This is a genomic window from Flavobacterium aquidurense, assembly GCF_031458035.1.
Lineage (GTDB): Bacteria > Bacteroidota > Bacteroidia > Flavobacteriales > Flavobacteriaceae > Flavobacterium > Flavobacterium aquidurense_C.
On the sequence record NZ_JAVDXR010000007.1, the window covers coordinates 153,769 to 169,137 of the forward strand.

The window sequence follows — 15,369 nt, forward strand, 5'->3', positions numbered from 1 at the left end:
AGAAATTATTTCATGTAACTGGCGGTCATTTTTTTGATTCTTTCCTGTAAAGTTTCGCTGGATAATTTTTCCCTAAGACGATCTGTAATTATCGGAAAACTAAAAGGCGTTGGTTTATTACACTGTTTCCACACAATTGTTTGCCGGCTAATTCTTTCTAAAGCCTGAATCAAACGCCCTTCTTCCAACTGATGTTCAAAGGTTTCTATAAACGCCTGATGAAGCAATAAATTGTCAGGTTCATAATCGCGGAAAACTTCAAAAAGCAATTGGGAACCGCTTTGTAAATGTTTCGTCTTAACAGGTCTGCCAGGCATTCCGGTAAAAACCAATCCGGCGATTACGGCAATATCCCTGAACTTTCTTCTTGCCATTTCAGTCGAATTCAGACTTTTTTGCAAATCGTGATGTACGTATTCTGTCGAAAACAAATCATTGTCAAAAACAGCCTGCATATCAATTTCCTGATCAGAAAGCAGTTCAAATCCGTAATCATTATAGGCCAGTGAAAAAGTTATAGAAAACAGCAAACTGATACGATAAGACAACATACTTGCCAAAGCTTCATGCACAAAACGGCCTTCAAAAGGGTAAAAAATCGCATGAAAGCCTTCTCTTGTTTTAAATGTTTCAATTAAAAATTCATTTGCATCAGGAACAATACTTTCTTTTCGCTGTCTGTCAAAAATAGGTTTTAAGGCTTTTAATTCCGGAGTTAAATTATCTGTATTGGCGGCATATAATTCTTCTCGAAGCAATTCACTCATTTGTACAGATAACGCCATACGCCCGCCCATCCAGCTCACCGTTTTAGAGCTTTTTTTCGGATCTGCTTTCCGCACCAAAACCTGCATATTTTTTACTCTAAATAATTCGAGTCGTTTTCCGGCAAACGTAAAGACATCTCCGGGTTGTAATTTTGAAGCAAACCATTCTTCAATGGTTCCGATATAACCTCCGCTTAAATATTTTACGTTAAGAACTGCATCTCCAACGATAGTTCCAATTTGCATTCTATGGTGCATTGCTATGAGTCGGCTATTGATTTTAAAACGTCCGTCTTCTTCAATTTCTATCTTTTTGAATTCATCATACGCTTGTAAACTTTGACTTCCTTTGGTAATAAAATTGAGAATCCAATTCCAGTTTTCTTTGGTTATATTTTGATAGCAGAAGGTTTGTTTTACTTCCTTGTAAATTTCATCAGGGAAAAATCCGTCAGAAACCGCCAGAGTATTTAGATATTGAATTAACACATCCCAACTGTTCAAATACGGAATCCGATCTTCAACAATCGTTTTTTCAGCTGCTTTTTTTAATGCTGATGCTTCAATTAATTCTATTGCATGAGTAGCGAGAAAATAAATAACACTTTCTTTTCCGGGCTGATGACCACTTCTTCCCGCTCTTTGCAGAAAACGTGCAACGCCTTTTGGACCGCCAATCTGAATAATGCTTTCAACTGGTGCAAAATCAACACCCAAATCCAGACTTGACGTACAAACTACTACTTTTAATTCTTCATTCCGAATGGCATTTTCAACCCATTGCCGAACTTCTCTGCTTATGCTTCCGTGATGCATCGCCATTTCGCCGGCAAATTCAGGGTATTTCTCCAAAATTGCCTGATACCACATTTCGCAAACGGAACGTACATTAGTAAAAATTAAAGTGGTTTTGCTTTTTCTGATGATTTTAGCAACCTCATCAATTAAATGCAAACCTAAATGACCGCGCCATGGATAGCTCTCCATTTTCTCCGGAAGGATTGAAATCACTTTTATTTTCTTGTTGATATTCGCTTTTATCAAAACCGAATTTTCATAAGCTTCAGAATTAACACCTAACAAAACCTGTTGTGCTAATTCAAGATTTCCAATGGTTGCTGAAATTCCCCAAATTTTCATTTTCGGAGCAACTGTTTTTAATCGGGACAAAGCCAATTCCATTTGAACACCTCGTTTTGTACCTAATAATTCATGCCATTCATCAACTACAATAGCACCGCAATTAGAGAAAGTTTTAGAAAACTCTTTTGAGGCTAAAAGCAATTGTAAACTTTCAGGAGTAGTAATCAATAAATCGGGCATTATTTTGCTTTGCTTCGTTCTTTCGCTTTGTGAAGTATCTCCAGACCGAATTCCTACTGTCAATGGCAACTCTAAATCTGTAATAATTCGTTCAGCCGCTTGTTTTATTTCGACAGAAAGTGCGCGCAAAGGCGTAATCCAGATTGCCTTTAATCCTGATTTATGCTTGGTTTTAAAATCCGGATTTTTTTTCATGTAATCGAGAACAATAGGAAACCATAAGGCATAGGTTTTTCCGCTTCCTGTTGGTGCGTTTAATAACCCATTTTTGCCTTGCAGAAAAGCAGTCCACGTCTGAGTTTGAAACGGAAAAGATTTCCAACCCTGATCCTGAAACCATTTTTCTGCAATTGTGTATAGTTCTTCTCTGTTCATTTTTTTATAAGGTTCAAAGTTGCAAAGGCTCAGAGGGACAAAGTTTAGCTGTTTCCTAAAGTTTTTTTCTTTGAAACTCTGTCACTTTGTCCCTTTGAACCTTTTATGAAATCATACTTTTTAAATCTTCAATCGTATTGGCTTCCTCAATTTTCTTGTCATGTCGCCATCTTAAAATTCTCGGGAATCTCGTTGCCACTCCACTTTTATGTCTTTTTGAAAGTGCAATTCCTTCAAAACCAATTTCAAAAACTAGTTTTGGCGTGACACTTCGGACTGGACCGAATCTTTCTAAGGTGTTTTTTTTGATAAAATCATCTACTTGTCGAAATTCGGCATCGGTTAAACCAGAATAAGCTTTTGCAAAAGTGACCAGTTCTTTTTCCTCTTTATCATTTGTTTGCCAAAGTGCAAAAGTATAATCAGTAAATAAATTCGATCTTCTTCCGTGGCCGCGCATGGCGTACGTTAAAACGGCATCAATCACTAAAGGTTCTATCTTCCATTTCCACCAATCGCCTTTTTTTCTTCCCACCTGATAAGTTGAATCGTTGCGTTTAATCATCAAACCTTCGCTTTTCATTTCGCGGGCACGCATTCTTTCGGCCGCAACATCTTCCCAGGAATGGAGCAAAACCCTTTCTGATAATTGAAAATTTTTAGTTTTATCTTTTATCGAATCGTATAATTGCTCTAATAATAATCTGCGTTCTGAATATGGTAAATTCCGGATATCCTGACCTTCCCATTCTAAAATATCATACGCTTTTAGAATGACGGGAACTTTTTCAAGCAAAGAAGCTGATATTGTTTTGCGTCCAATTCGGGTTTGCAAGTCATTAAAAGTTCCTATTTCTCCTTCGGGATAAGCTAAAATTTCGGCATCGACTACAGTTCCGTTTGGAATCAATCCGACCAAAGAATGAAACTCCGGATATTTGTCGGTTACCAGCTCCTCGCCTCTTGACCACACATAAATTTCGCTTTCGCGGATGATCGTCTGAGACCGGATTCCATCCCATTTATGTTCAACGGACCAATCTTCGGGATTACCTAAATTGTCCACTTCACCTTCAATTGGATACGCCAGATAAAACGGATAAGGTTTCGATAAATAATCACTGCTTTTTTCATCTAAAATCAATTCCTGAAAAGTGATGGTATTCGGATCCCAATTCCCCATTAATTTATATGCCAAAGCGTCTTCATCCACATCTTCTGCTTTTGATAAAGCTCTTGTCATTAATTTTTGGCTTACACCGATTCTTAAACTTCCTGTAATTAATTTGGTAAAAACAAAACGTTCGTAATAATTTAAAGCCAGCCAATTTTCATGTAAATATTCTTTTTTTTCTATATCCGATTTCTTTTTTAAAGCGATGATTTCCTGAAGATATTCAGTTAAACTTTTATCCGAATGTTCTTTTGTAGTGGGAATAATCAAAGCAATTGTTTCTGCTAAATCTCCCACAATATGATAACTTTCTTCAAAAAGCCATAGTGGAATATTAGCCAATTCATTTGCCCAAATTCGTAATAAAGTTGTATTAACCGGTCTCGGTGGGCGTCGATGCGAAAGAATGGCAATGGTCCATACTTTATCTTCCGGCGATGCATTTTTAAAATACGTTGTCAGGGCGTCGACTTTTACATTCGTTTTATTAGAACTGTCAAGTGTTTTTATAAGTTGTGCGAAATTTTTCATCTACATCTACTATTACTATTTTAAACTCTTTGCTTATAATTATTAAACACATAGAAACATAGATTCTAAATTGAAAAAGAAGATGTTTTTAAAAAATCCAGATTTTCACACATAGCTATGTTTCTTTAAACAAATGAAATGCCCTTAACCACAAAGTAAACTAGGTTACAATGTGTTATTTTTTTTATGATTAATTTTCAGAAATAATCTCAGTTCCGTTTTGATTTATTCCTGCTATTTTTTCTTCTTCCTTTTCCATTTCGACCGTTTCGCCTTCGTATTGCGTTTTTTCGGTTCTGGCATTGTAACCCAATTCTCTTAGATATTTAGAGAAAATATCGGTGTAACCGTGCGTGCAAATTATTTTTTCTGCGCCAGTTGCTTTTATGCTTTCTAATAAGGAAAACCAATCGCAATGATCGCTTAACACAAAACCTTTGTCGATAGCGCGTCTGCGTCTGGCTCCGCGAAACGCCATCCAGCCGCTTGCAGAACCAGTAACAAAAGGAGTCATTTTTCTGATCCAGATACTTCCATGCGCGCTTGGCGGCGCCAGGACAATGTTTCCTAATAAATCTTCTTTTTTAGTTTCACGTGTCACTAATGTTGTAGGAGGGAAATCAACCATCGGACGTAAAACATTTGTCATATTTTCGATAGCACCGTGAGTATAAATTGTTCCAATATCGGTATCGAGGTATTTTAAAAGTCGCTGGGCTTTTCCTAATGAATAACCAAACAGAACTGAAGTTTTTCCTTCGGCTTTGTTTTCTGCCCACCAGTTATTGATTTCTGTCATTACTTCAGCTTGTGGCGTCCAGTTAAAAGCCGGTAAACCAAAAGTACATTCGGTTATAAAAGTGTCACATTTTACAACTTCATAGGGAACCGAGATTCCATCATCCTCTGTTTTATAATCGCCTGTAAAAACCCACACTTCTCCTTTGTGCTCTACCCGAATTTGAGAACTTCCAATAATATGTCCGGCAGGATGAAATGAAAATTTTACATTGTTGATTATGAAGGTTTCTCCCCACTCTTTGCCGGTAACATTTATTTCTCCCAAACGATGACGGATTATCGGAATATTAGTATGATGTGTAATGTAATTTTGATTTCCCCAACGTGCGTGGTCGGAATGTCCGTGCGTTATAATGGCATTCTTTACAGGTTTCCATGGATCAAGATAGACATCGGCCTGCTGGCAATAAATTCCATTATCGTTAAAAGCTAAGAGTGGGATTTTCATGGTGTTACCATTTTTAATGTTTATAATCCATATTGGCACATTCTATCAAATTTAACTATTTATCAATGAAGCTGTTTTACAGTTTCGCGGGATTACTTTATTAAATTACAACTTTTTAATATTGTATTGTGATATAATCAAATTATCATTTGTACTTTTGTAAAAAATTAGACAATTCGTAATTTTAAAAATAATTTATCCCATGTTAAAAGGATTCTTTCATGTACCAAAAGCGGTAAACGAACCAGTAAAAGGTTACGCACCAAACTCACCAGAAAAAGCAGCAGTTCAAGCGGCTTACACTACAATGTGGAACTCAAAAATTGATGTACCGTTATACATTGGAAGTGAAGAAATCAAAACTGGAAATACAAAAACAATTTCAGCTCCACACGATCACAAACATATCGTTGGAACGTATCATTTAGCTGAAAAACAACATATTGAAAAAGCAATTGCAAATGCACTTGAATCAAGAAAAGCATGGGCAAACATGGCATGGGAACAACGTGCTGCTATTTTCTTAAAAGCTGCGGAACTAATTGCAGGTCCATACAGAGCACGTATCAATGCTGCGACAATGATTGGACAATCTAAAAATATTCATCAGGCAGAAATTGATGCTTCATGTGAATTGATCGACTTTTTACGTTACAACGTAGAATTCATGACTCAAATTTACAACGATCAGCCAAAATCTGATTCTACTGTTTGGAATCGTTTAGAATACAGACCTCTTGAAGGTTTTGTTTACGCTATTACTCCTTTCAACTTTACTGCTATCGCTGCTAATCTTCCTGCAAGTGCTGCTATGATGGGTAACGTTGTGGTTTGGAAACCAAGCGACAGCCAGGTTTTCTCTGCAAAAATCATCATTGATGTTTTCAAAGAAGCTGGTGTTCCTGATGGTGTTATCAACGTTGTTTTTGGAGATGCTTTAATGATTACGGATACTGTTTTAGCAAGCCGCGATTTCGCTGGAGTTCACTTTACAGGATCAACTCATGTATTTAAAGATATCTGGGCTAAAATTGGTGCAAACATTCACAACTATAAAACATATCCAAGAATCGTTGGTGAAACTGGTGGTAAAGATTTTATCATTGCTCATCCAAGTGCTAACGTAAAACAAGTGACTACAGGTATTACTCGTGGTGCATTTGAATTTCAAGGACAAAAATGTTCTGCAGCTTCAAGAGCTTATATTCCGCAAAGTTTGTGGCCAGCTGTAAAAGAACAATTAATTGCTGATGTAAAATCTATGAAAATGGGTTCTCCGGAAGATTTTGGAAACTTCATTACTGCAGTTATCCACGAAGGTTCTTTTGATAAATTAGCTAGTTATATTGATCAGGCAAAAAAGGATGCTGATGCTGAAATCATCATCGGTGGAAATTATGATAAATCTGTAGGTTACTTTATTGAGCCAACAGTTATTGTAACTACAAACCCAAAATATACTACAATGGAAACCGAATTATTCGGACCAGTTATTACTATCTACGTTTACGAAGATGCAAAATGGGAAGAGACTTTAGAATTAGTTGATACTACTTCTGAGTACGCTTTAACAGGAGCTGTTTTCAGCCAGGATCGTTATGCTATTGAAGTAGCTACTACGAAATTGCAAAATGCTGCCGGTAACTTCTACATCAACGATAAACCAACAGGAGCTGTTGTAGGAATGCAGCCATTTGGGGGAGCGAGAGCTTCAGGAACGAACGACAAAGCAGGTTCTGCATTGAACTTATTACGTTGGGCTTCTCCAAGAACGATCAAAGAAACTTTTGTAACTCCGGAAGATTACAGATATCCTTTCTTGGGATAATAATTTGTTTCAGGTTTAAGGTTTCAGGTTTGAAACTTTGTCTATATAAAAAAGCCGAATCTAAATTTAGATTCGGCTTTTCCTTTTTAATTATTGCTATTATTTCGTTTTTTAATCTCTGAATTACTAAATCCGGCTTTAGTTCTTTTTATTTGGCTGCAGTTAAAAACTTTCTCTTTTAGTGGAATTTGTTTTTTTACTTTTTCCGTTCCAGTGTTTTGAATTTATTCGGTTTTACACGATAAAACCAAAGCTAACATAGTTGCTATGACTCTTTTTATAAAGTTCATTCTTCAGTTTATTTAATCATCATAAAATAAAGAACTCACAATATCTACTATAATTCTTTTGTAATATTTTTCCTATAATGTTTATTTTCAATGACTTGTAATTATTAAAAACCCTATTTTATTGTTTTTAAGACTTTTCTTATCTCATCATAAATAAGTGAACCAATAAATTTGCCTTTAACAGAAATTAAAAAAGAGAACGTATTGTTCACGCTTAGATTAAGGTAATATTATAAATTCATTAAACTAGAAAGCCATGAAAAACCAAAAAGATGTCCCACAAATAATTTTAAAAGCCAAATGTATTAACCATCCTATAGATTACAAATGGAACAATAAAAAAATGCAAAAATTTGTTGATCCTTTTGTGGGAAATGAACAACTCGAAAATATACTTAGCAAAATTAACCACAAAGCCGCAGTGGGGTTAACTGCAGCTCTTTTGGAATGGGTACATTGGCGTTTTAGGAAATACGCCACAACTGCAAATGACGTAGAAAAACGCATTGAAGCCTTATGGTGTCTGATAGACAACCCTGAATACACAATGCCACTAGACTTTGATATAGACCTGGATATGCCTGCTAAAGGAAGTGTGGATGGACCAATGTGGACCGCTCTTATGACTGTAAAAATGGTTGATGTACGATATAGAAAAGGATCATATTTCCTTCAAAGTGAAATCATTGGTTTAGTTTTACTGGCACGTCATCTTTGTCCAAAGAGAAAAGTTTTTGAGAAATGGTTCGACAAAACAATAAAAGAATTAACCCTATCATTTCCTTGCCCATACAGCACTGAGAATCTCGATGAAAGTGATGAGGCTGTATATGACTCATCAACTGAAACGCCAATTTCCCGCGACTTCTTCTTTGATCCTAAATTCAAATATTCACCTGAATCTTCTGAAAAGGCATTAAATAATTTCATTAATAATTTAGACTACAAAACCAATCCATTTTTGTGCATTCAAAAAAATGCCAGCTAATTTCAATTTAAATAAAAAATCCGAATCTAAAATTAGATTCGGATTTTTTATTGTCCATAAGTTGCAACAACCTGAAACCACAAATTTTCTAAGGTTGAAACTTCAACGGTAAATGCACCACTTTTTTAGTTTCAAAAAATTCATCTTCAAAAATAGTCGCTAAATCATACAAAGTCGCTTTCGGAAAAGCAGCCAATTCTTCCGTTAAATCTCCACCTTTCAGATATAAGATTCCGTTTTTTAAAGTATGCTTGTGCTGTTTTTTGATTTTATCTTTTATCCACGAAACAAAATCCGGCATATTTGTAACGGCACGACTAACGATAAAATCGAAATCGCCTTTTACCAATTCGGCACGTTTTTGTTCTGCTTTTACGTTCTTTAATTCTAATGCATCAACTACTCCCTGAACCACTTTTATTTTCTTTGCAATAACATCAATTAAATAAAAACGTGTTTCCGGAAAAAGAATCGCTAACGGAATTCCAGGAAAACCTCCACCGGTTCCAACATCCAAAACAGTTGCTCCGGGCTCAAACTTCATGATTTTTGCAATTCCAAGCGAATGCAAAATATGTTTTGTATATAAGGCATCAATATCTTTTCTAGAAATTACATTGATTTTTTCATTCCAGTCGTGGTATAAAAAGTCTAATTTTTGAAATTGTTCGATTTGAACATCGGTCAAATCTGGAAAATATTTCAATATCTCATCCATTGCTATAAATTTTTAACAAAAGTACTACTTTACGATTGAAATATTTAACTCAATTTTGCAAATTGAGAATTTATAATAATTACCTTTGAAACCTATTTAAAATAGTTATGAATAATACCGCACCTACATTTGCAAGGCAAGACAATCTGAAGTTTTTCAGGACACTTAACTCACGGGTAAACAATTACTTCAAAGAAAATAATATTCAGAAAACCGGAAACTGGAAATTGCATTTAAAAGCAGTTATTCTGTTCGCTGTTTTTTTGACTCCTTACTTTTTGATACTTACGCTTGAAATGCCGTTTTGGCTAATGCTGCTTTTATCAATCGTTATCGGAATTGGTATGGCTGGTATTGGTATGAACGTAATGCATGACGGAAATCACGGTTCTTTTTCAACCAAAAACTGGATTAATAAATTCATGGGCGGAACTATTTATGTTTTGGCAGGAAACGTTTACAACTGGCAGGTTCAGCATAATGTATTACACCATACTTATACTAACATTCCCGGACACGATGAAGATTTAGATGCCGGAAGAATCATCCGTTTTACTAAAGATGCAAAATGGCATAGTTTCCACCGTTTTCAACATTATTATTCTGTTTTCTTATACGGATTATTGACTTTCAATTGGGCAATTACGACCGATTTTAAGCAAATGAGAAGTTACCTTAAAAGAAAATTATCTTATGGAGAGCCAAAAAGTCCGAAAATTCTTTGGACAACTCTAATCATCACAAAAGTAATTTATGTTTCTATTTGGATTGTTCTTCCAATAGTTATCGGAATTACGTGGTGGAAAGTTTTAATTGGCTTTTTTATAATGCATTACACTGCCGGATTAATTTTGAGCATTGTTTTTCAATTGGCACACGTTGTTGAAGAAACTACAAATCCTTCTCCAAACGAATTGGGCGAAATGGACAATACCTGGGCCATTCACCAATTGTTTACTACTACTAATTTTGCTCCTAAAAACGCAATAGTTAACTGGTACACTGGTGGATTAAATCACCAAATCGAACATCATATTTTTCCAAATATCAGTCACGTTCACTATGGTAAAATTGCAAAAATCGTGAAAGAAACTGCAAAAGAATGTAATTTGCCTTACTACGAATACAAAACCATGACAAGTGCCGTAATTGCTCACTTTAAGCATTTGCGTGATCTTGGAATGAAACCTGAATTAGCATAAATCAATTTAAAATATCGTAACGTAAAGATGCACAGCAATGCATCTCTACAATACAATCTCAATATAATATTAAACCGCAATTAACTACAAAAATGAATCACATTCTTTCGGACAGAATCAACAACCTAGCGACCTCACAAACTTTGGCAATGGCCGCTTTAGCACGCGAATTAAAAGCACAAGGAAAAGATATTATCAGTTTAAGTTTAGGTGAACCAGATTTCAATACACCAGACTTTATCAAAGAAGCTGTTAAAAAAGCAGTAGACGAAAATTATAGCACATATTCTCCAGTAGAAGGTTATTTAGAATTGAGAGAAGCAATCTCAAGAAAATTCAAAAGAGACAACGGATTAGAGTACAAACCAACTCAAATCGTAGTTTCTACAGGAGCAAAACAATCTTTATACAACATTGCACAAGTAATGTTAAACGATGGTGACGAGGTTATCTTGCCAGCACCATACTGGGTATCTTACTTCGAAATTGTAAAACTTTCAGGCGGAGTTCCGGTTGAAGTTCCAACTTCTGTAGATACTGATTTTAAAATCACTCCAGAACAATTAGAAGCTGCGATCACACCAAAAACAAAAATGATGTGGTTCAGTTCTCCTTGTAACCCTTCAGGTTCTGTTTATAGCAGAGAAGAGTTAACAGCTCTTGCTAAAGTGTTGGAAAAACACCCAAATATCTATGTAGTTGCTGACGAAATTTATGAGCACATTAATTTCTCAGGTACTTTCTGCAGTATCGGTTCAATTCCTGGAATGTTGGAAAAAACAATCACGGTGAATGGAGTTGCAAAAGCATTCGCCATGACAGGATACAGAATTGGTTACATCGGAGCACCGGAATTCATCGCAAAAGCATGTACAAAAATTCAGGGACAAGTAACTTCTGGAGCAAACTCTGTAGCGCAACGTGCTACAATTACGGCTGTAGACGCTGATCCAAGTGTATTAAACCACATGGTTCAGGCATTCCACACTCGTAGAGATTTAGTAGTTGGATTATTAAAAGAAATTCCTGGTGTAAAAATCAACGTTCCGGAAGGAGCTTTTTATGTATTCCCAGACGTTTCTTCTTTCTTCGGAAAAACATTGAGAGGAACTGAAATTAAAGATGCAAACGATGTTTCGATGTATCTTTTAGCTGAGGCTAACGTAGCAACTGTAACAGGTGACGCTTTCGGAAATCCAAATTGTATTCGTTTTTCTTATGCGACCAGCGACGATATTTTAAAAGAAGCATTACGCAGAATCAAAGAAGCTTTGACTGTATAAAATATAAATAAGTTTATTAAAACGGCTTAAGGTTCAAAGTTTCATCACTTTATACTTTAAGCTGTTTTTTTTATTGGATTATTTTGGGCGTGACCCTCCGGGTCGGGCTATCCGTTACAAGTCCTCGCCTGTTCGTTCCTCACGGCTGTGGGCTTTCCACTACTATCCCTCACGCAAATCGGTAACAAGAAATTCTCATTTAAAAAAAAAACAAAATAAATCTGCAAAATCTGCGTGAGATAAAATTTCATTTTCAAAATTCACTTTCAAAATTCCCATTCTACAATCTTATAAACAACCGTTGTAATTCTATAAGACATAAGGCTTCCTAAAATCCCAACTTTGTATTATACATTAATTTAAAAACTAAAAGTTATGATACATACAGAAGAAACCACAACAGAAGCAGTTAATACTTTAGAAGGATTAATTTCTATTTTGGAAGACGGGAAACTAGGATATACCAATGCAGCAGAACACGTAGAAGATCTGATTATCAAAGCTGATTTTTTAGAGTACGCCCGCGAAAGAGCTTTATTCATAGTTGAATTACAAGATCAAATCAATAAACTAGGAAAATCGACAGATACTTCTGGCGGAGGTCCGTTAGGAGCTTTGCACCGTACATGGATTGACATCAAATCCTCTTTTACCGGTGGAGATACAGAAGCAATTATCAATGCTTGTATTACCGGAGAAGAAGCTGCCGTTGAAAAATACAAAATGGCACTTGAAAAAAACGAATTAGACGGAAGTCAAATCGCCATTGTTTCCAAACAATTAAACAGTATCCAAAGTACATTGGATAAAATTAAAGCTAAAAGATCGTCATAAATTGATGCTATTTTTTTTTGAGAAGAAGACTACTTGGTTGTAAAACTGGGTAGTTTTTTTGTTTTATAAAATAAATCTTTACTTTCGCCGCAACCAAAATTATAAATCTTAACCAAAATTATTTTATGAATATAACTTTACGCAAATTCTTTTTTATTACAATCTTTACTTTATTTTTCTCAAATTTATCAAAAGCTCAAACAGAAGGCAATGCAATAAAAGCTTCAATAGGTTTTGCAAGCAGCTCATCTTATTATATTGAAAGTTATGGCGCACAAGATGAAGTAGATGTTATGGGGGGTGGACTTTATCTACAGGGAGAATATATTTTTGGAATGACTTCATGGTTTAGTGTAAGACCTTATGTTGGTGGAATTTTTACATCAGTTGATGAAATTCCTGATTTACAAAATCAGCCTCAATACAAAGTAACAACCAATGCTATTTTACTTGGAGGAAAAGTTCGTTTTTTCGCCCCCATTCCTTGGGTGGCACCATTTATTGAAGGAGGTATTGGTACTTCAATAGGTAAGTTTGAAACGTTAACGCCTAATGTTAATTTCGACAAAAGCGATGTACTACTCCATATTCCATTTAGTTTAGGATTAGCTATTGGCCGAAAACACAATTTTGAAATCGGTATTTCCGGCTATTTTCATCCTGCAGCTAAACAATCAAACGCAATATTTGCTCTAGGATATACTTTCCCTTTAGATTAATAGCGATCTCAAATTACCCATCATCATTCCATATTAGTTAACTATTTCTAAAAAAATCCCTTCAGCATTAGTAAACTCAAAATATTTATAAGAACTTTGCAGACTTTTTTGCGTGAATACCACAAAAGCCTAAAGTACTAGAAATGAAGAAGAAGATTGAAATATTAGCTCCGGCAAAAGATTTAATTGGCGGAATGGCTGCTATAAACAGTGGAGCCGATGCCGTTTATATTGGTGCGCCACAATTTGGTGCCCGTTCAAATGCCAACAACTCTATTGAAGATGTTGCCGCTTTAGTGCAATATGCGCATTTATTTAACGCTCAGGTTTTTGTCGTTATGAATACCATTTTATACGACAACGAACTGGAAACGTGTCGCTCAATGATTTGGGAGTTATACGATATTGGTGTTGATGCTTTAATTATTCAGGATATGGCAATTATGGAGATGGACTTGCCTCCTATCGTACTTCATGCCAGCACCCAAGCCAATAACCGTGACGCAGATAAAATTAAATTCCTTAAAGATGCCGGAATCAAACGTGTGGTTTTAGCCCGCGAATTAAATCTGCATCAAATTAAAACAATATACGACGAAGCTGATGTTGAGTTAGAGTTTTTCGTCACCGGAGCTTTATGTGTTTCTTTTAGCGGAAACTGTTACATGAGTGTCGCTAATGGAGAACGCAGCGCCAACCGTGGCTCTTGCGCTCAAAACTGCCGCTTGCCGTATAACTTAATCGACGGGAACGGAGAAACTTTAATTAAAAACAGTCACTTACTTTCGATCAAAGATTTAGATATTTCAGAACAGATTCCGAATTTGATTGAAGCCGGAATTGTTTCTTTTAAAATTGAAGGAAGATTGAAAGATGTTGTTTATGTAAAAAACAACGTATCGTATTTACGTCAAAAATTAGATAGCTATCTAGAAGGCGAAGGAAGCGAAAAATACACAAAAGCTTCATCAGGAACTTGTACCTATACTTTTGATTCGTCTTTGAACAGAACTTTCAACCGCGGTTACACCGATTATTTTGTAAACGAAAGACACAGCTCTATTGGTTCTTGGGAAAGCCCAAAATCAAAAGGGCAATATATTGGTAAGTTAATCAGAACTGTTGGAAACGCTTACGAAATCGAAAACGGAGAATTCCTAAACAATGGTGATGGACTTTGTTTCATCAACGAAAACAATGAAGCTGACGGAATTTACGTAAACAAAGCAGAAAACGGTAAAATATATCCGAATGTTCTAAAAGAAATAAAAGACGGAACTTTCATCTACAGAAATAACGACGCCGCTTTCATTAAAATTGTAGAAAGAGAAGACAGTGCTGTCCGAAAAATCAGCACGACTTTATTACTTACAGAAAATGAAACTGGTTTCGAATTAATCGCTACCGATGAAGACGGAAATGTAAGCATCGTTAATTTAGAACACGCAAAAGAGCAGACTAAAACCGGAGAATCAATTGAAGAAAACATCAAAACGCAATTGGCAAAAACAGGTTTTACACCTTATACTGCTAATGAAATCAATATTATGTTCTCTCAAAAATGGTTCCTTCCTATTTCAAAAATCAACGAAATGCGAAGAACGGTTTACGATCAGTTAACTGAAATTCGTTTGAAAAATTACAAACGAGAAGAACACCAAATAGTAAAAACGTCACATCCGTATCCTGAAACCAAATTAGATTTCATGTACAATGTTTCGAACAAAACCGCTCGTAAATTCTACGAACGCCACGGTGTTACCGAAATCGAAAAAGCATTCGAATTACAATGGGATCCAGGAAAATCGCGTGTAATGACGACCAAATATTGCATCAAATACGAATTAAAAAAATGCCCGATACACCAAAAAGACATTGTTGGTGTCAAGGTAAAAGAACCATTAGTATTGAAACAAGGTGAATTAGAATACAAACTAAAATTCAACTGTAAACCTTGTGAAATGGAAATTTGGGAAAAAGACGCCGAATTCGAAATTGAGGAAGATCATTTTCACTAGATAATTTAACCGCAAGGTTCGCAAAGAGATTACGCAAGGTTCGCAAAGATTATAAAATCTTTGCGAACCT

The 15,369-nt window shown here is 35.6% G+C and carries 11 protein-coding genes; 7 read left to right on the forward strand and 4 right to left on the reverse strand.

Going from position 1 to position 15,369, the window contains the following annotated elements; genetic code table 11:
- Window positions 1-5: 5 nt before the first annotated feature.
- The 3 genes from J2X17_RS12875 to J2X17_RS12885 form a co-directional block, all read right to left on the reverse strand.
- A complete protein-coding gene (locus J2X17_RS12875; RefSeq protein ID WP_310298603.1) occupies window positions 6-2,465 on the reverse strand; it encodes a ligase-associated DNA damage response DEXH box helicase in 2,460 nt (819 codons plus the stop codon).
- A 103-nt stretch (window positions 2,466-2,568) separates the two neighbouring features.
- Window positions 2,569-4,170, reverse strand: a complete 1,602-nt coding sequence (locus J2X17_RS12880) for an ATP-dependent DNA ligase (RefSeq protein WP_310298606.1) — start codon at window positions 4,168-4,170, stop codon at window positions 2,569-2,571.
- Between the two features lie 190 nt (window positions 4,171-4,360).
- On the reverse strand, window positions 4,361-5,419 hold the full coding sequence (locus J2X17_RS12885; protein ID WP_310298610.1) for a ligase-associated DNA damage response exonuclease: 1,059 nt from the start codon (window positions 5,417-5,419) through the stop codon (window positions 4,361-4,363).
- 202 nt (window positions 5,420-5,621) lie between these two features.
- Here J2X17_RS12885 and pruA point away from each other — a divergent pair, with 202 nt between their 5' ends.
- Together pruA and J2X17_RS12895 are read left to right on the forward strand one after the other, a co-directional pair.
- Complete coding sequence (gene pruA / locus J2X17_RS12890) at window positions 5,622-7,247, forward strand: L-glutamate gamma-semialdehyde dehydrogenase (RefSeq protein WP_310298613.1); 1,626 nt, start codon at window positions 5,622-5,624, stop codon at window positions 7,245-7,247.
- A gap of 546 nt (window positions 7,248-7,793) precedes the next feature.
- Entirely contained in the window at window positions 7,794-8,525 is a 732-nt protein-coding gene (locus J2X17_RS12895) for a hypothetical protein (protein WP_310298616.1), read from the forward strand.
- Between the two features lie 88 nt (window positions 8,526-8,613).
- Here the strand turns inward: J2X17_RS12895 and rsmG are convergent, their stop codons facing one another.
- Window positions 8,614-9,243, reverse strand: coding sequence for a 16S rRNA (guanine(527)-N(7))-methyltransferase RsmG (gene rsmG, locus J2X17_RS12900; protein ID WP_310298618.1), 630 nt, complete (start codon window positions 9,241-9,243; stop codon window positions 8,614-8,616).
- A gap of 107 nt (window positions 9,244-9,350) precedes the next feature.
- Here rsmG and J2X17_RS12905 point away from each other — a divergent pair, with 107 nt between their 5' ends.
- The 5 genes from J2X17_RS12905 to J2X17_RS12925 all read left to right on the forward strand — a co-directional run bounded on the left by J2X17_RS12905 (window position 9,351) and on the right by J2X17_RS12925 (window position 15,299).
- Window positions 9,351-10,445, forward strand: a complete 1,095-nt coding sequence (locus J2X17_RS12905; protein ID WP_310298621.1) for a fatty acid desaturase family protein — start codon at window positions 9,351-9,353, stop codon at window positions 10,443-10,445.
- Between the two features lie 92 nt (window positions 10,446-10,537).
- On the forward strand, window positions 10,538-11,728 hold the full coding sequence (locus tag J2X17_RS12910; protein ID WP_310298623.1) for a pyridoxal phosphate-dependent aminotransferase: 1,191 nt from the start codon (window positions 10,538-10,540) through the stop codon (window positions 11,726-11,728).
- A 375-nt stretch (window positions 11,729-12,103) separates the two neighbouring features.
- On the forward strand, window positions 12,104-12,562 hold the full coding sequence (locus tag J2X17_RS12915; RefSeq protein WP_310298626.1) for a ferritin-like domain-containing protein: 459 nt from the start codon (window positions 12,104-12,106) through the stop codon (window positions 12,560-12,562).
- 125 nt (window positions 12,563-12,687) lie between these two features.
- Window positions 12,688-13,281, forward strand: a complete 594-nt coding sequence (locus J2X17_RS12920; RefSeq protein WP_310298629.1) for a hypothetical protein — start codon at window positions 12,688-12,690, stop codon at window positions 13,279-13,281.
- Window positions 13,282-13,424: 143 nt separating this feature from the next.
- Complete coding sequence (locus tag J2X17_RS12925) at window positions 13,425-15,299, forward strand: peptidase U32 family protein (protein ID WP_310298631.1); 1,875 nt, start codon at window positions 13,425-13,427, stop codon at window positions 15,297-15,299.
- Window positions 15,300-15,369 lie beyond the last annotated feature (70 nt).